Source organism: Microvirga aerophila (assembly GCF_003332305.1).
Classification (GTDB): domain Bacteria; phylum Pseudomonadota; class Alphaproteobacteria; order Rhizobiales; family Beijerinckiaceae; genus Microvirga; species Microvirga aerophila.
In genome coordinates, this window is record NZ_QOIO01000016.1 from 35,460 (window position 1) to 51,767 (window position 16,308).

At 65.1% G+C, this 16,308-nt stretch carries 21 protein-coding genes and 1 pseudogene; 18 read left to right on the forward strand and 4 right to left on the reverse strand.

What is annotated here, in order from left to right; all coding sequences use genetic code 11:
* Positions 1 to 13 precede the first annotated feature (13 nt).
* The gene (locus tag DRB19_RS10710) at positions 14 to 706 is read right to left on the reverse strand and encodes an ABC transporter ATP-binding protein (RefSeq protein WP_114186034.1); all 693 of its coding nucleotides are present in this window, start codon (positions 704 to 706) and stop codon (positions 14 to 16) included.
* A 78-nt stretch (positions 707 to 784) separates the two neighbouring features.
* On the opposite strand from DRB19_RS10710, the gene DRB19_RS10715 reads away from it, so the two are divergent.
* The 7 genes and pseudogenes from DRB19_RS10715 to DRB19_RS10745 all read left to right on the forward strand — a co-directional run bounded on the left by DRB19_RS10715 (position 785) and on the right by DRB19_RS10745 (position 6,038).
* A complete protein-coding gene (locus DRB19_RS10715; RefSeq protein ID WP_114186035.1) occupies positions 785 to 1,447 on the forward strand; it encodes an arylesterase in 663 nt (220 codons plus the stop codon).
* 63 nt (positions 1,448 to 1,510) lie between these two features.
* Positions 1,511 to 2,557, forward strand: a complete 1,047-nt coding sequence (locus DRB19_RS10720; protein ID WP_114186036.1) for an NADP(H)-dependent aldo-keto reductase — start codon at positions 1,511 to 1,513, stop codon at positions 2,555 to 2,557.
* A gap of 242 nt (positions 2,558 to 2,799) precedes the next feature.
* On the forward strand, positions 2,800 to 3,336 hold the full coding sequence (gene thpR, locus DRB19_RS10725) for an RNA 2',3'-cyclic phosphodiesterase (protein ID WP_114186037.1): 537 nt from the start codon (positions 2,800 to 2,802) through the stop codon (positions 3,334 to 3,336).
* A 37-nt stretch (positions 3,337 to 3,373) separates the two neighbouring features.
* Complete coding sequence (locus tag DRB19_RS10730; protein ID WP_114186038.1) at positions 3,374 to 3,973, forward strand: histidine phosphatase family protein; 600 nt, start codon at positions 3,374 to 3,376, stop codon at positions 3,971 to 3,973.
* 286 nt (positions 3,974 to 4,259) lie between these two features.
* Positions 4,260 to 5,269, forward strand: a pseudogene (locus DRB19_RS10735) (YeiH family protein).
* A gap of 33 nt (positions 5,270 to 5,302) precedes the next feature.
* Entirely contained in the window at positions 5,303 to 5,635 is a 333-nt protein-coding gene (locus DRB19_RS10740; RefSeq protein WP_114186039.1) for a 4a-hydroxytetrahydrobiopterin dehydratase, read from the forward strand.
* Entirely contained in the window at positions 5,628 to 6,038 is a 411-nt protein-coding gene (locus tag DRB19_RS10745; RefSeq protein ID WP_114186040.1) for a GFA family protein, read from the forward strand. The genes DRB19_RS10740 and DRB19_RS10745 overlap by 8 nt, the downstream gene beginning before the upstream one ends.
* Positions 6,039 to 6,041: 3 nt before the next feature.
* Here the strand turns inward: DRB19_RS10745 and DRB19_RS10750 are convergent, their stop codons facing one another.
* Positions 6,042 to 6,827: an SDR family NAD(P)-dependent oxidoreductase gene (locus DRB19_RS10750; protein WP_114186041.1), complete on the reverse strand. Its 786-nt coding sequence runs from the start codon at positions 6,825 to 6,827 to the stop codon at positions 6,042 to 6,044.
* A 123-nt stretch (positions 6,828 to 6,950) separates the two neighbouring features.
* On the opposite strand from DRB19_RS10750, the gene DRB19_RS10755 reads away from it, so the two are divergent.
* The 8 genes from DRB19_RS10755 (at position 6,951) to DRB19_RS10790 (ending at position 12,578) form a co-directional block, all read left to right on the forward strand.
* Complete coding sequence (locus DRB19_RS10755; protein ID WP_245439411.1) at positions 6,951 to 7,295, forward strand: YkvA family protein; 345 nt, start codon at positions 6,951 to 6,953, stop codon at positions 7,293 to 7,295.
* Positions 7,296 to 7,393: 98 nt separating this feature from the next.
* A complete protein-coding gene (locus DRB19_RS10760; protein WP_245439400.1) occupies positions 7,394 to 8,074 on the forward strand; it encodes an invasion associated locus B family protein in 681 nt (226 codons plus the stop codon).
* Positions 8,075 to 8,246: 172 nt separating this feature from the next.
* Positions 8,247 to 9,581, forward strand: coding sequence for a dual-specificity RNA methyltransferase RlmN (rlmN, locus tag DRB19_RS10765; protein ID WP_245439402.1), 1,335 nt, complete (start codon positions 8,247 to 8,249; stop codon positions 9,579 to 9,581).
* 81 nt (positions 9,582 to 9,662) lie between these two features.
* Positions 9,663 to 10,124: a hypothetical protein gene (locus tag DRB19_RS10770; protein WP_114186044.1), complete on the forward strand. Its 462-nt coding sequence runs from the start codon at positions 9,663 to 9,665 to the stop codon at positions 10,122 to 10,124.
* A complete protein-coding gene (locus DRB19_RS10775; RefSeq protein ID WP_114186045.1) occupies positions 10,121 to 10,534 on the forward strand; it encodes a hypothetical protein in 414 nt (137 codons plus the stop codon). The genes DRB19_RS10770 and DRB19_RS10775 overlap by 4 nt, the downstream gene beginning before the upstream one ends.
* 104 nt (positions 10,535 to 10,638) lie before the next feature.
* On the forward strand, positions 10,639 to 11,565 hold the full coding sequence (locus DRB19_RS10780) for a DUF3829 domain-containing protein (RefSeq protein ID WP_114186046.1): 927 nt from the start codon (positions 10,639 to 10,641) through the stop codon (positions 11,563 to 11,565).
* A 96-nt stretch (positions 11,566 to 11,661) separates the two neighbouring features.
* Complete coding sequence (locus DRB19_RS10785; RefSeq protein ID WP_114186047.1) at positions 11,662 to 12,087, forward strand: hypothetical protein; 426 nt, start codon at positions 11,662 to 11,664, stop codon at positions 12,085 to 12,087.
* Between the two features lie 5 nt (positions 12,088 to 12,092).
* Complete coding sequence (locus DRB19_RS10790; RefSeq protein WP_114186048.1) at positions 12,093 to 12,578, forward strand: hypothetical protein; 486 nt, start codon at positions 12,093 to 12,095, stop codon at positions 12,576 to 12,578.
* 157 nt (positions 12,579 to 12,735) lie between these two features.
* Here DRB19_RS10790 and DRB19_RS10795 read toward each other — a convergent pair whose 3' ends face one another.
* Complete coding sequence (locus DRB19_RS10795; protein ID WP_114186049.1) at positions 12,736 to 13,377, reverse strand: LysE family translocator; 642 nt, start codon at positions 13,375 to 13,377, stop codon at positions 12,736 to 12,738.
* Positions 13,378 to 13,512: 135 nt separating this feature from the next.
* On the opposite strand from DRB19_RS10795, the gene DRB19_RS10800 reads away from it, so the two are divergent.
* The 3 genes from DRB19_RS10800 to DRB19_RS10810 are packed head-to-tail and all read left to right on the forward strand — an operon-like array spanning position 13,513 to position 15,524.
* On the forward strand, positions 13,513 to 14,118 hold the full coding sequence (locus DRB19_RS10800) for a LemA family protein (RefSeq protein WP_114186050.1): 606 nt from the start codon (positions 13,513 to 13,515) through the stop codon (positions 14,116 to 14,118).
* Between the two features lie 4 nt (positions 14,119 to 14,122).
* A complete protein-coding gene (locus DRB19_RS10805; RefSeq protein WP_114186051.1) occupies positions 14,123 to 14,911 on the forward strand; it encodes a TPM domain-containing protein in 789 nt (262 codons plus the stop codon).
* A gap of 4 nt (positions 14,912 to 14,915) precedes the next feature.
* Complete coding sequence (locus DRB19_RS10810) at positions 14,916 to 15,524, forward strand: TPM domain-containing protein (RefSeq protein WP_114186052.1); 609 nt, start codon at positions 14,916 to 14,918, stop codon at positions 15,522 to 15,524.
* A gap of 25 nt (positions 15,525 to 15,549) precedes the next feature.
* On the opposite strand, the gene DRB19_RS10815 is transcribed toward DRB19_RS10810, so the two are convergent.
* The gene (locus DRB19_RS10815; protein WP_114186053.1) at positions 15,550 to 16,305 is read right to left on the reverse strand and encodes a DUF1223 domain-containing protein; all 756 of its coding nucleotides are present in this window, start codon (positions 16,303 to 16,305) and stop codon (positions 15,550 to 15,552) included.
* Positions 16,306 to 16,308: the final 3 nt, after the last annotated feature.

Here is a 16,308-nt window from a genome sequence, read left to right on the forward strand (position 1 = left end):
GGTTCGCCTCTTCTCAAGCGGCGGCGGTGGCCGCATCGGCCTCGACGCGGCCGGAGCGCAGGCGCACCGTCCGGTCGCACAGACGCGCGAGATTGAGATCGTGGGTGACGAGAACCAGAGTCGAGCCCCGGTCGCGCTTGAGGGCAAAGAGCAGGTCGATGATGGACTGGCCGGTATTCTCGTCGAGATTACCGGTGGGCTCGTCGGCAACCAGGATCGCCGGATTGGGCACGATGGCGCGGGCGATCGCCACGCGCTGCTGCTCGCCGCCGGAAAGCTGCGCCGGGTAATGGTGGAGGCGGTGGCCGAGGCCTACCGCCTGCAACTCGGCCTCCGCCCGCTCGAAGGCCTCGTCCTCCCCGGCAAGCTCCAGGGGCAGCGCCGCGTTTTCGAGCGCCGTCATGGTGGGCACGAGGTGGAAGGACTGGAACACGATGCCGATGCGGCGTCCGCGAAAGCGCGCCAAGGCATCCTCGTCGAGGGCGGCGAGATCCGTGCCGTCGACGACGACCCGGCCGGAATCGGGCCGCTCGAGGCCTGCCATGGTCATGAGGAGGGTAGACTTGCCGGATCCGGACGGACCCACGAGCCCCACGGCCTGCCCGCGACCCACCTCCAGGGAAACCCCTTTCAGAATATGCACCCGTGCGGCCCCGCGCCCGAGGCTCAAATCCACATCCTGCAGCGCAATGGCCTTGTCCTGCATGCCCTAACACCCGATCTGTTGGGAAGATTTCCGCCGAGACCCCTAAGCCTCGCTCGAACACATATGGGAAGCATATCGATGAAGCGCCAATCCGGCTCGTTCATGACGATCATATTTGCGTGTGCGGCCGCGCTGGCGGCCATGATCGTCCCCCTGGATGCGCCCCTGGCGCAGCAGAACCCCATTCGCCTCGTGGCGTTCGGCGACAGCCTGACGGCGGGATACGGGCTTTCGCAGGAAGCCGCCTTCCCGGCGGTGCTGGAAAGGGCCCTGAAGGCCAAAGGCTACAAGGTCGAGATCACCAACGCGGGCGTGTCCGGCGACACGGCGACCGCGGGCCTCGACCGCCTCGACTGGTCCGTTCCCGATGGGACCGACGGGGTGATCGTGGAGTTTGGCGCCAACGACATGCTGCGCGGGGTCGATCCGGCGGTTCCCCGCCGCGCCATCGAGACAATCGTGACGCGGCTGAAGGCGCGGGGCATTCCGGTGATGCTCGCGGGCATGTATGCGTCGCGCAACCTGGGGCCGGACTACATCCAGAAATTCGACGGGCTCTATCAGGACATTGCGAACAGGCACGGGCTTGTGCTCTATCCCTTCTTCCTGGACGGCGTCGCCGGCGAACGGTCCCTCAACCTCCAAGATGGCATCCATCCGACCGCCAAGGGGGTGGAGATCATCGTGGCGCGCATCCTTCCCACCGTCGAGAAATTTCTCGCCACCCTGTCCCAGCGCTGACGCCGTTCAGCGTCTTCCTCTCGCCTGAACGCGGCGGATGCTTTTCGCCGCGAGGAGCCCGCCATGGAATATCGCCGTCTCGGCCAAACGGATCTCAATGTCAGCCTCATCTGCCTCGGAACCATGACCTGGGGGCAGCAGAACACCGAGGCGGACGGCCACGCGCAGATGGACTACGCCCTCGACCAGGGCATCAACTTCTTCGACACGGCCGAGCTCTATTCGATCCCGCCCAAGCCTGAGACCCAAGGGTCGACCGAGCGAATCATCGGCTCGTGGTTCAAGTCGCGGGGCAAGCGCGACAAGGTCATCCTGGCGTCGAAAGTGGTGGGGCGCTCCGAGAACACCTGGTTCCGGGAGGACGGCTCCCCGGCCGAACTCTCCCGCGTCCAGATCGAGGAGGCGGTGAACAAGAGCCTGAAGCGGCTTCAGACGGATTACATCGACCTCTACCAGATCCACTGGCCCGACCGCCCCATGCCCTGGGGCTCGAACCCGACGATCTACCACCACAAGGAAGCGGATTTTCATCCGATCCAGGAAACCCTCGAGATCATGCGCGATCTCGTGAAGGCCGGAAAAATCCGCCACCTCGGTCTTTCCAACGAGAGTGCCTGGGGGGCGATGACGTTCCTCAAGGGAGCGGAAGCCGACCGGACCCTGCCGCGGGTCCAGACGATCCAGAACGCCTACAACCTCCTCAACCGCACCTACGAGGTGGCGTTGGCCGAGGTGAGCATGCGCGAAGGCGTGGGGCTTCTGGCCTATTCGCCGCTGGCGCAGGGCTACCTGTCTGGCAAATATCTCGATGGCGCACGCCCTGCCGGCGCCCGCACGACCCTGTTCAAGCGCGGCCAGCGCTATGAGACCCCGGGCGCCGAGGAGGCCATCCGCAAATACGTCGCGCTCGCCCGCGAGGTCGGCCTCGATCCCGCCCAGATGGCGCTGGCCTTCGTCAACGCTCAGCCCTTCGTGCATTCCACGATCATCGGCGCGACCACCATGGAGCAGCTGAAGACCGACATCGCGTCCGTGGACGTCAAAATCACGCCGGACCTGGAGGAGCGGATCAACGCGATCCACCTGAAGCACTGCAATCCCTGCCCCTAAACGCCCCGGCGGATCCCTCCTCCTTGCGCGGAGGGATCCGAGCGCGCCCAAGCCGAAGCGCTCGACCCCTCGGTCGTGCTCGCTGGCCGACCCGCTCCCAATCAACCTCCTGTGGACAGCGGCTCCTGCGGCATCCTCGATCCGGAACCAACTGGGTTGTTGATCGTCTGATTCTTCATCTTGTGGGCGCGGTCCTGCCGGTCCCATGATGTGTTCAGTTCCGCTAGGCCAGGAGGTGCGACATGCCACGCCTGTTCACCGGCATCGAGATCCCCGCCGATATCGGCCTTCAACTCTCGAGCTATCGCGGCGGGTTGCCCGGAGCGCGCTGGATCGATCCCGAGAATTACCACATCACCTTGCGGTTCATCGGCGACATCGACGAGCGCACCGCCGGCGACGTGTTCTCGATCCTGGGAGATAGCCGAAGGCGCGATCCGGTCACCATCACCATCGACAGCCTCGACACGTTCGGCGGTGGGCGGCCGCGGGCGGTTTTCGCCCGGGCCAACGGCAACGGCGTGCTGGCCGACCTGCAATCGGAGCAGGAGCGCCTGGTGCGCCGGATCGGCCTGCCGCCGGAAAAGCGCAAGTTCACGCCGCACGTGACCCTGGCCCGTCTGCGGGACGCCTCCCCGATCGACGTGGCGGATTATTTCGCCACCCGAGGGCGCTTCCCGAAGCTGACCTTCACGGCGCGCCGTTTCGTGCTGTACTCAGCCCGCGAATCGGTGGGCGGCGGTCCCTACGTGGTGGAGGCGGCCTACCCGCTCGGTTAGGCTCCGGCAGGCCTCGACGAAACGGCCAAGGTTGGCTATGCCTGCCGTTATGTCGTTGCTCATCTTCGTCACCCATCCCGAGGTTGTCATCGATCCGCTGGTGCCCGTTCCCCAGTGGCCCCTCAACGAGATCGGACGCGCCCGCATGGAGGGTTTCGCCGAGTCCCTCGTGGGCAGGAACGTATCCGCGGTCTACGCCTCCACCGAGCGCAAGGCCATGGATGGGGCGGAGATCGTCGCGGAGCACCTCGGCCTGCCCTACCGGACCGCGGAGGACCTGAGCGAGAACGACCGCTCGGCCACCGGCTATATCGCACCGCCGGAATTCTGGGAGGTCGTCCGGGAGGTCTTTGCAAACCCGACGAAGAGCATTCGCGGCTGGGAGCGGGCGATCGATGCGCAGACCCGGATCGTGGGAGCGGTGACGCGCATCGCCAGGGAGGAGCCGACCACCGGCGACATCGTCATCGTGTCCCATGGGGGCGTCGGCAGCCTGCTCACGGATCATCTCCAGAAGGTGGAGATCGGCCAGGGCAGCCGTCCGTCCCATCCTGGCGGCGGCTGCTACCTTGTCATTGAACGCCAGTCTTTCACGCTTGCGAGAGACTGGCGGGTGATTGAGGATGTCGCCCTTTAAACCGCCCCTCCCGAAGACAGGCCGGCCCGACGCCGCCTCATCCTGAGAGGCCGCCTCCGACCTCCTCCTGAGGAGCCACGCAGTGGCGTCTCGAAGGAAGGTCCAGAGAGTGCTGGAGACGCCCTCGTGCTTCGAGACGGCGCTGCGCACCTCCTCAGCATGAGGGCTGCGTGGGGCGCTTTTCCCTCTATGAGTCAGCCTCCCAGGGCGGGACAGGAGGTCTACTCAAGACTCCACAGAACCGACGTTTGGTGTAACAGATCGGCGGCCACAAAATCGGCCGGGGATGGGAATGACCAGCAGCAAGAGCATCGCGCGACTGGCGCCGGGACTGGCCCTTTGTGGCGCGATTACCCTTGTGGCCGTAGGCCTTCAGGCCCTGGAAGAGCATTGGGCGGGCCGGCCCTACCTTGAAGTCCTCGTCCTTGCGATCCTGTTCGGACCGCCTGGACGCCGGGCAGCCGCTGGATGCCCGGGATCGGCTTGAGCGCCAAGACGCTTCTGGAAGTCGCCGTGATGCTGCTCGGCGCCTCGATCAGCGTTCAGGCCATCGCCGAGGCGGGGCTTGATCTGGTTCTCGGCATCGCCCTGGTGGTGGCATTGGCGATCGGCGCGAGCTACGGCCTGTGCCGATTGCTGGGATTGCCTTATCGCATGGCCGTGCTGGTGGCCTGCGGCAACTCGATCTGCGGCAACTCCGCCATTGCGGCGGTGGCTCCGGTGATCGGCGCGCGGCCCGAGGATGTGGCGTCCTCCATCGCCTTCACGGCAATTCTCGGCGTCATCGTCGTGCTGTCCTTGCCGCTTCTGGTGCCGCTCCTTGGCCTTTCGGCTACGCAATACGGCGTGCTCGCGGGACTGACTGTCTATGCCGTGCCGCAGGTTCTTGCCGCCACGCTGCCGGTCGGAATGCTGAGCGCCCAGATCGGCACCCTCGTCAAGCTCGTGCGCGTCCTGATGCTGGGGCCGGTCGTGGTCGTGCTGTCTCTCTTGGCTGGCCGGCAGGCGGGAGCAAAGCCCCGCTTTTCCCTCAACCGGTTCGTGCCCTGGTTCATCATCGGCTTCGTGGGCCTCGCGGCCCTTCGTTCCCTCGGCCTCATCCCGGACGCCGCCTTGAGCGCCATCCTGCCCGCCGCCAAGGTCCTGACGATCCTGTCCATGGCGGCCTTGGGTCTCGGCGTGGACCTTAAGGCCCTCGGGCGGGTCGGCGGCCGGGTGACCCTTGCGGTAAGTCTTTCGCTCGTCGTCCTCATGGGGATCAGCCTCGCGCTCATTCGGCTGCTCGGCGTTCAATGAGGTCTTGAAACCGTCACGGCCGGGCCAATCACTATGGGAACGTCACGAAGAAAGATCCCCATGAAGACCTTGAGCCCCTCCGAACGCGCCGAAATCCTGCCCTCCCTCGACGGCTGGAGCCTTGTCGAGGACCGCGACGCCATCCGCAAGCGATTCGTCTTTGAGGATTTCAACGCCGCCTTCGGCTGGATGACCCGGGTGGCGCTGGCGGCCGAGACGATGAATCACCACCCGGAATGGTCCAACGTCTACCGCAGCGTCGACGTCACGCTTTCGAGCCACGACGCCCGGGGCCTGACCCGGCGCGACGTGGAACTGGCGCAGCGCATGGACCAGTTTGCCTCAGGAATCACGCGCGATGCATGACGCACCCCAGACCCGAACGCTCACGGGAGGCTGCGCTTGCGGCCAGCTCACGTTCCAGGCCCGCGGCGAACCGAAGCGCGTGGGGCTGTGCCACTGCATGACGTGCCGCAAGATCAGCGGCAGCGCCTTCAACGCCTTCGCGATCTTCCCGACCGATCAGGTGACGATCAACGGCGACATGAGGGGCTGGTCGGCCACGCCGGAAAGCGAGCGCTGCTTCTGTCCGGTCTGCGGCTCCCAGATCTTCGACCGGGATGCGGCGGACGAGATCGAGATCAAGCTCGGGGCCTTCGACGAGCCGAACCTGTTCACGCCCACCTACGAGGCCTGGACCAAGCGGCGCGAGACCTGGCTGTGCATGCCGGATCTTGACGCCTATCCGGAGAATGCCCGCAAGGTCTAGCCGTTATTTCGGCTGCATGCGCAAAGCGCCGTCGAGGCGGATGGCCTCGCCGTTGAGCATGTCGTTCTCAATGATGCTGCGCACGAGCTGGGCGTATTCCTGCGGACGGCCCAGGCGGGACGGGAACGGCACGTTGGCCTCGAGCGCCTTGCGGTAATCCTCCGCGATGCCCTCGAACAGGGGCGTGTGAAACAGCCCCGGCATGATCGTCATCACCCGGATGCCGAACCCTGAGAGGTCGCGCGCCACCGGCAGGGTGAGGCCGAGCACGCCGCCCTTGGAGGCCGCATAGGCCGCCTGTCCAATCTGCCCGTCCTGGGCGGCGACGGAAGCCGTGTTGACGATGACGCCGCGTCCGCCATCCGGCGTGATGATGTCGAGGGTCGCCATGGCGGCCGCGCATTTGGCGATCATCGCATAGGTGCCGATGAGGTTGATCTCGACGGCGCGCCGGAAGGACGCGACGTCGTGCGGGATCAGCTCGCCCGTCTCGCGCTTCTTGGTGACCGTGCGCCTGCCCGGCGCGATGCCGGCGCAGTTGACCAGGATGCGCTCAATGCCGTTCGCCCCGCGGGCCTGCGCCAGCGCCGCATCGATGGAAGCCTCATCGGTCACGTCGGCTTGACAGAAGACCCCGCCGATCTCGCGGGCAACCTCCTGGCCGCGTTCCGCGTTCATGTCCAGGAGCGCAACCTTCGCGCCACCGGCGGCCAGCATGCGGGCTGTGGCCTCGCCGAGGCCCGATGCGCCCCCGGTCACGATGGCTGCCATAGATTCGTCGAGCTTCATGGGTTTTCTCTCTGCCTCGTCGCCCGGATGTCTTAAACGATCCGGCCGCATATCGAAATCAGACTGTCGAAGGAGCCTTAGCCGATGAGCGAACCATTCACGAAGCCTTTCACCAAGGCCGAGATGGACGCCATGCGCAACGCCACCCGCGACGAGTCCGATCTCAAGCGCAAGTTCTGGGACAAGCTGAGGCGCGTGGGCGGCCGCATCCCCTTCGCGGAGGATCTGGTGGCGGCCTTCTACTGCGCCACCGATTCGTCGACCCCGAGCCGCGTGAAGATCATCCTCATGGGCGCGATCGCATATTTCATACTGCCCACCGATGCGGTGGCGGACATCCTGCCCCTGCTGGGCTTTGCCGACGACGCGGCGGTTCTGGCGGCCGCCATCACCCAGGTGGCGGGCTCCATCACGGACGCGCACCGGGCCAAGGCGCGCGAGACCTTGGGGAAATCCGACCCGGCCTAGATTCAAGCGGTGCCATTCGACGCATCGCCATTTGGGCCAAGCCACCTTAACGGAGATGGTGAAGAGTTTTTAACCATCTGGCTGTATGGTCCGGGTCCATGAAGATCGTATCTTTTCAGCGCGGCATCGCCGCGGGCATCATTTCCGCCGTTTTCGTCATCGGAACCGGGTCTGCCGTCTTGGCTCAGTCGCAGCGCCAGCAGCCAAGCCGGGCGGCTCCGGCCGCCAAGGCGACCACCCCGGCTAAGCCGGCCAGCCCTGGCAGGGCGGCGGCAGGCGCGGCCGTGGGCGCAGGCGCCGCAGCGGCAGCCGCGAAAGCAGCCCCCGCGGCCGGTCCCGGCGGCACGGCGCTTCTGGCCTACTATGCCGATTGGAACGTCTATACGGCCCAGACCGGCCGCTCGAAGATCTGCTACGCCCTGAGCCAGCCCAAGGACCGGATGCCGAAGAACCTCAACCGGGACCCGGCCTATCTGTTCGTGTCCTTCCGCCCGGCCGAGAACGTGCGCAACGAGGTCGCCTTCGTGCTCGGTTTCACCGCCAAGGACAACGGCCCGGCCGAGGCCATGGTCGGCAACGCCAAGTACGCCCTGCTCACCAAGGCCACGGATGCCTGGCTCAAGAACCCGGCCGAGGAAGGCCAGGCCATCGCCACCATGTCCCGCGGCCAGAGTGTGATCGTGAAGACCCAGTCCCTGCGCGGCAATCAGCTGACCGACCGCTATTCCCTGAGTGGCTTCAACCAGGCCCTTGAGCGCGCCCGCAAGGAATGCTCGTAAAAATCTCAACTTTCTGACGCAATCGTGTTATACATTGCGTCGATCCCAGAAGAGCGGAGACGCGAAGCCCTCAAGGCGGCGCGCCCGCTCTATTGTGTTTTTCAAAGCATGGTTTTTGAGAGGGGCCATCCCCACATCCTGGGACCGTGCTCAAAACGAAGGCGTGATTTCCATGGCGACGGTGCTCGACATCGCCAAGCGTAACCCCAACGCGGCCCCTGTGGCCGTGAGCGACGCGGCGCGCGTCGCAGGCAACGCGGCTATCGAAAAGACGGCCGAGCTGACCGTGGTCACAGGCGCTGCCCCCGGCGGCGCTTCCCTGGTCGGCCTCACCCGCGACCAGCTGAAGGATTCGCTTGCGGCCATCGGCGTGCCGGAGCGCGAGCTCAAGATGCGCGTCGCCCAGCTCTGGCACTGGATCTATTTCCGCGGCGCCCGCGACTTCGCCGAGATGTCCAATGTGGGCAAGGGGCTGAGGGCCAAGCTTGCCGAGGCCTATACCCTGGCCCGGCCGCAGGTCGTGTCCGAGCAGGTCTCCAAGGACGGCACCCGCAAGTGGCTGATCCGCATGTCCTCCACGGGCCCCTTCGACAAGGGCGCGGAGATCGAGTGCGTGTACATCCCGGAAGTCGACCGCGGCACGCTCTGCGTGTCGAGCCAGGTCGGCTGCACCCTCACCTGCTCGTTCTGCCACACGGGCACCCAGCGCCTGGTGCGCAACCTGACCTCCGCCGAGATCGTCGCACAGCTCATCGTGGCGCGCGACATGATCGGCGACTGGCCCGACGCCATGCCGCCCGAGGGCGCTTTCGTCCCCAATGACGGCGGGCGCTTCGTGTCCAACATCGTGTTCATGGGCATGGGCGAGCCGCTCTACAACCCGGACAACGTGATCGCCGCCATCGGCGTCCTGTCGGACAACGAGGGCCTCGGCCTCTCGCGCCGGCGCATCACCGTCTCCACCTCCGGCGTCGTGCCGCAGATGGAGCGGCTTGGGGCGGAAGCCAACACCATGCTGGCCATCTCGCTCCACGCGGTGCGGGATGAGCTGCGCGACGAGCTGGTGCCGATCAACCGCAAGTATGACATCAGGCAGCTCCTCGACGCCTGCCGGGCCTATCCGGGCCTGTCGAACGCCCGCCGGATCACCTTCGAGTACGTGATGCTCAAGGGCGTGAACGACTCGGATGCCGATGCGCGCGAACTCGTGCGCCTCCTCAAGGGCATTCCGGCCAAGATCAACCTGATCCCGTTCAATCCCTGGCCCGGCTCGAAATACGAGTGCTCGGACTGGGAGCGGATCGAGCGCTTTTCCGAGATCGTCTACCGGGCCGGCTACGCCTCCCCGGTCCGCACCCCCCGCGGCCGCGATATTCTCGCCGCCTGCGGCCAGCTCAAGAGCGAGACCGAAAAACTGCGCGCCCGCGCTCGCCTGATGCTCGAGCAGGGCATCGGGGCCGAGGGGGTTTATGCGCTGGGGACAGCGAGTAAGCCTTTGAAAGTCTGAGCCGCACCCGAACGAGGTCCGGCTTCTTTGCTTCGTGTATTTAACGTGATATCGTTCTCCGACCTCTCGTTGGAGAACATCATGCTGCGCATCGTAGGGGGTGTTTTCGCAGCCAGTCTGGCAGCTCCCTATCTGGCCTCGCTGTTCATTTTCGTTCTCATACCCGTGTTTGGCGCATCGACAGGCGCCAATCTCGTTCTCGGCCCGCTTCCACACATTGAGGAACTCCTCGATCTCCTCAAGTTCCTTGTGATCGGCACCCTCGGCACCGCGATATTCGGCCTTCCGATCCTTATTGCCGCCGCAAGCCTCGCCTTTCTGCTCCATATCCTGGACCTCCGGTCGAAGCTCCACGCCATCGCAAGCGGTGGCGGACTCGGCTGCCTGGCGGTTGTTCTGCTCTTTGTCAGAGATCGGGACGATGTGTGGGTTTTCCCCCTCGCAGGCGCTCTCTCCGGGGCGATCTGCGGTTGGATCTACTGGCGCATTGCCTACTCTGGAACACGATCCCACCCGCAGGACGAACCGGTGACCGGCCCATGAAACGGCAGCTTCAGGCCACACTCGCGGCCTGTGCCGCGGCGCCTTACCTCACGGCTCTGTTCATGCTGATCATCGATCTCCTTCGATGCAGCGAGCCTGAAGTCGAGAACGCTCTCGACTTCCTCATAGTCCTCCCGATAGGAACGTTCAGGCTTCCGTATTTCGGCCTGCCGCTGCTCTGCGTAGGGGGCTTGCTGGCTTTCAGCCTTCACGTTCTCAAGTGCGAGGCTTGGTGGCCTCCTGTTGTAAGCGGAGCCGTTCTCGGTTCATACTTCGGGGGATGGGTGTTATCCGAAATCTTCGTCAAGTTCCCGGGCCTCATCGTTACAGGTGGTCTCGCTGGAGCCGCCTGCGGCTGGATCTATTGGTGGATCGGCGTCCATGAGGAGAGCGCTGGCACTCTGCCGTAAGACATTGTCACCCCCGGCTCCTGTGTTGTAATAAAGTTGCAACAATTCGCTTTCGTCGCGATCGGCTTCGAAGCGTCCACAACTCAGCCGAAGAGACACCCATCATGCTCCGTATCTGGCTCTGCACCCTCCTGCTCCTGAGCGCCGGGACCCTCGCCAACGCCCAGACGCCGAATGCGGCTCCTCCGGCGCCGGCCGCGCAGGCGGAGGATGCCGCTCTCGAGGCTATCACCGCCAAGATGAATGCCTATGTGGCGCTGATGAACAAGACCCGTCAGGCGCTGCGGTCCATCGAGCGGTATGAAAGCTGGGTCGACATGAAGACAGGCCCTGTCAACAAGAACCGGGCTTTCGGCGTCTACGCACTGTTCGACGTCACGAATGAGATCGCGGCGGCGTCAGATGCCCTGAAGCAGGAGCCGAAGCTTGCCGCGCTCGATGCCGGCATGGGGGCTTACATCAAGGCCTATTCGGAACTTGCCCCTATCATCGACGAAGCCGACGGCTATTACGAGCGCAAGGATTTTCTCGACGACGACCTCAAGCGCGGACGCGAGATCCACGGGCGGCTCGTGCCCGCCATCAAGGCCTTTTTGGCCGCTCGCGACAAGGTCGAGCAAGACTTTCAATCCGAGAGGGCCGGTCTCGCCCAAAAGGAGCTTGCGGCCATCGAGCGGCGCGAAGGGCGCAAGGCCAACTGGCACCGCGCCAACCTGATGCTCGCCGCCCGCCGGATCGTCGACCGGCTGCCGAGCAATGAACGCCCCGTCGTCGACATGGCCGCCATCGAGGCGGACGTGACCTCCTTCGCGGACGCCTCACGGGATTTCGAGGAGTACAGGAAAACCGACCCCGAAGCCCTCAGGAGCCTGCAGAGCGGCCTGCGGTCCTACCTCGCCGCCGCGCGCGACTTCCGCGACACGCTCAAGCCCGCCAAGGGCGACGTCCGCCGGGCCGGCAGCCAAAAGATGCAGATCCTCGTCAGTTCCTACAATGCGCTGGCGGGATCGGCCAACAACGCGGCGAACTGACGGTCGATCAGGGCAAACAACAAGCGCCGTTTCCTCCTCGAAACCAAGGCTTTCGATACAACGGACTCTCAAGAATGCGGAGGCTGCGGGGATGTCATGATCCGTATGCTAGTGGCCTTGGTCGCCGCCAACGTAGCGGCCCCATTCCTGTTGTCGCTCTATATCCTCGCGAGAATTACGCTGGACGATCCGACCCTTGTCTTCTCCAGCATAGAATCGTCGCTTCTGGTTTCGCTCGCCATATTCTACGCCGGTCTTGGCGAAGTATTCCTAAGCGCTTTCCCGATATCGCTGCTGCTCGCCTTGGCCGAGCGATATTTTCGCTGGCGCGCTCCTTGGATCTATCTCGTGGCTGGAGCCATCACAGGAGTGGGCTTCACTCTTCTAACGAATGACTGGCATTTCCCTGGCAGTCCATTCAGACAACCTATTTTCCCGTTGACCGTTGTGATCGGCGCCGTCTGCGGCTGGATCTATTGGCGCATCGCGACTGGCGGGCGGACGAAAGCTCCCTTAGCTTAAGCGCCATGATCCGCTGGCTCCTGCTCATTCCGTTCGCGCTGCTGATCGCCATCGGTGCGAGCAGCTTCTTTCTCATGATGGCGTCGATCGTCGATCCGGTCATGGCGAGCCTGACGGGAGAGACGCTGTTCGTGGGCTTCTGGTCTTTCGTGGATTCTGTCTTCACGGCAGAGGACCCGGGCCCCATCGTCTCGGAAGCCTTCCTGGCCGTGGGCCGCATCGTGTTCACGCTGCTGGTCCTGCCGCCGCTTCTCATCGCGGTGATCAGCGAGGTGCTGGGGATGCGAAGCCTTGTCTGGTATGCGGGCTCCATAGGCGTTCTGACAGCGGCGGTGCCGTGGATCCTGCGCGGTGCGGCCCGGGTGGGCTCGCCCCTGGAGCTGCATGTGAGCCTCGTGCTCGGCCTCACGGGTGCGGTCGCCGGACTGGTCTATTGGGCCATCGCCGGGCAGGGCTCCCGCCGATCTCAGCAGACGGCCGACGGCCTCTGAGCCAAGAGAAGCGGAAGCAGCATGCCCCCATGCCGCTTCCGAAGTTTGGGAGGAACACCGGCTAAAACGATCTAACCAGCACCGGTACTTTGCATCGCCCGAGGGCGCGGATCAATTCAGCCAGTTGGCCAGTGGCCAGCCTAGGTCATCCGGCCGATCACCGCGTCGATGTCGCCAGGATCCTGAGCGCGAAGGCCGAGAATAGGCCTGCGAAGGTGTAGTCGATCCCCCGCATCAGCTTCGGCCGGTTGCGCAACAGCGCAATCACCCGATCGGCCCCGAGGATCATGGCGGCGCCCATGGGCGTAGTGAGCGCCACGAAGTACAGCCCGAGGAAGAGCAGCTTGTCGGGCGCATTCGGGTCGGCCGCGTCCACGAATTGCGGCAGGAAGGTCACGAAGAACAGCACCACCTTCGGGTTCGTCAGGTTGATGCCCACCCCGAGCATGAAGGTTTTCCAGAACGACACCTCCCGCTTGGCATCGTTCTTCACGTTCAAGGCAGAACCGTTGCGGACCGCGTCGAAGGCGAGCCAGAGCAGGTAGAGCGCTCCGACGATCTTGAGGATCGTGAACGCCGTGACCGACGCTGCCAGGAGGGCCGAAAGGCCGAGCGCCGCCAAGAGGGTATGGACGCAGCATCCCGTCATCGCGCCCAGCATGGAGGCCATGCCGGCCCTGCGCCCGCCCGCCATGGTCTTGGCGAGGAACAGGCTCATGTCGGGTCCCGGCGTGATGAACAGAACCGCGCAGGCGAGCGAATAGGTGAGCAGGGTGCTCGGATCGGGCAGAAAGGTCATGGGATTACCCTATGGGATCGCCCTATTATGCCCGAATCGCCGGGCGCTGGCGAGATGGGGCGACTTGTTGAGCAGGCAGGCTTGCCCCATTTGTTGAACCGGCAAAGGTTCCAACCGAAGCGTGAGATGACATTGATGATGGGTTTGCTGCCGCCGGCGCGGCTTCGCGTGGTCCTGATGGGGCTCGTTCTGGCGTTCGGGTTGTCCGCCTGCGGAATCAACAATGTGCCGACCCTCGAGGAGCAGGCCAAATCCGCCTGGAGCGAGGTGCAGAACCAGTACCAGCGCCGGGCCGACCTGATCCCCAATCTGGTGGAAACCGTGAAGGGCTTCGCCCAGCAGGAGCGCGAGGTGCTGACTCAGGTGACGGAAGCCCGCGCAAAGGCCACCCAGGTGCAGGTGGATGCATCGACCGTGACCGACCCTGAAAAATTCCGCCAGTTCCAGGAGGCGCAGAACCAGCTCTCCGGGGCCCTTGGCCGCCTGCTCGCCACCGTCGAGCGCTATCCTGAGCTGAAGTCGAACGCCAATTTCCTGGCCCTGCAATCGCAGCTCGAAGGAACGGAGAACCGGATCGCGGTGGCGCGGCGCGACTACATCGAATCGGTGCGGGCCTTCAACACCGAGATCCGCACGATCCCGGGCCGCTGGATCGCCGCCATCGTGTATCCGGAGGCCAAGCCCATGGAAACTTTCGCGGCCGTCTCCGGCTCCGACCGCCCGCCGGAAGTGAAATTCTAGTCATATGGCAGGAGCACGCGCCTTCCCCTCCCCCTCGGGGGGAGGCGTCCGCGTCAGCGGCGTCGCGCTTCTTCTGCTTGTCCTCTGCCTGCCTCTCGCAGCTCTCGCCCAGTCCTTCCCGCCGCTGACCGGCCGCGTGGTCGATGCGGCGAACCTTCTGAAGCCCGAGGAGAGAACGGCGCTCGACACCAAATTGAAAGCCTATGAGGACAAAACCACCGATCAGGTGGTGGTCGCGACCGTGCCGTCCCTCGACGGGCTTACCATCGAGGATTACGGCAACCGGCTCTTCCGGCACTGGCGGCTGGGCCAGCAGGACAAGGACAACGGCGCGCTTCTCCTCGTGGCCCCCAAGGAGCGCAAGGTGCGCATCGAGGTCGGCTACGGGCTGGAGGGCGCGCTGACCGATGCCCTGTCCAAGGTGATCATCACCACGGCGGTCGCGCCGCAATTCCAGAAGGGCAACTTCGCCGGCGGCATCAATGCGGGCGTCGACGCCATGCTGTCGATCCTGACGGGCGATGCGGAGGAATGGCATCGCCGCGCAAAGGTCCGGGATGACGAGACCGACGCCATCGATCCCGTGGTGGCCTTCGTCATCATGCTGATCCTGTTTTTCATCATTTCCCGCATGATGAGCGGCGGGTCCCGGCGGGTCCGGTCCGGTCGACGGGGCAGCCCGTGGATCATTCCCATGGGCGGCGGAATGGGCGGCGGCTGGTCCGGAGGGTCAGGCGGGTTCTCGGGTGGAGGCGGATCCTCGGGCGGCGGAGGAGCGTCAGGGAGCTGGTGACAGGATGATTTCAGTCGAAGATCAGATGCGTCTGGAAAATGCCATCCGCGAGGTGGAGGACCTCACCTCGGGCGAGGTGGTGGTGGTGATCGCCCAGCAGGCCAGCGGCTACCGGTCGATCCCGGTTCTCTGGGCGCTCCTCGGCGCCCTGCTCGCGCCCTGGCCGCTGATCTGGATCACCACGCTTGGGGCCTCGCGCATCTTCATGCTGCAGCTCGTGGTCGCCCTCATGTTGAGCGCCTTCCTGTCCTGGCCGAACCGGCGCTACGCCCTCGTGCCCCGCTTCATCAAGCATGCGCGGGCCCACGAGGCGGCCGCGCGGGAATTTTTGAGCCGCGGGCTGACCCGCACCCGGGAGAAGACCGGCGTGCTGATCTACCTCGCGCTCGCGGAGCACTATGCGGAGATCATCGCCGACAGCGGAATCGCCGACCGGGTGGACCCGGCCGTGTGGCAGGACATCATCGCCAAGCTGACGGGCGCCATCCGGGATGGGCGAATCGGCGACGGGCTGGAGGAGGCCGTCCGGCGGGCGGGCGCCATCCTGGCCGAGCATGCGCCGCCCCGGTTCGACGACATGGACGAACTGCCGAACAAGGTTTTTCTGATCTGACGATGCGCCGCCAGAAAGGCCCCGCTCAGAGGCCTTCGCTCTTGGCCGCTCCCAGGATCGCGCCAGGCTTGGTATGGTCGAGCGCCTGCAGCAGCACCACGTAGCCGTCCGCTCCGCCGCGGGCCTCATCGGACGGGACCTCGAACCGCGCGGTCCCGCCGCGCCACTCGCCCACCCGCTTCATGCCGCGCACAACGTTGGCGTAAGTGACGGTCCGGCCCCGGTTCTCGCCGCGTCCGATCGGCACCGCATGCTCCTTCAGGACGGGCAGCACCCACACTTCGGCGACGCGATCCGTCGTCTGGGCCGTTTCGTCGACCGAGATGGTGACGGTCCCACGGCTTTCCGAAAGGCCCACGTTCACCGGCAGCAGGCCTCCGGTCCCAGTCGTCTCCTGGATCGACTTCTCGATCTGCGCCCGGTCGGATCCGATGCACGGTTTCCGGCCGTTCACGATCATCTGTGGGGTGTAGACCTGTCGGTCCTGGCGGGCCTTGGCGTAGGCTTTCTGCCGGTCCGTGAAGGCCGCATGGGCCAGCGTGTCCTTCCAGCCGAGATAATCCCAGTAATTCACCGGAAGCGACAGGGCCACAATGTCGGGCCGGCGCGCGAGGTCGGCCAGAACGGCATCCGCCGGAGGGCAGGAGGAGCACCCCTGACTGGTGAACAGCTCGACCACCGCGCGGGGCGGGTCCGCAAGGGCCGGCTGCAGGAGGGCCGCGAGGGCAAGCGCCGCGAAGGAGAGTGTCAGGCGTGAAACCATGGTGCCCTTATGGAACATGAA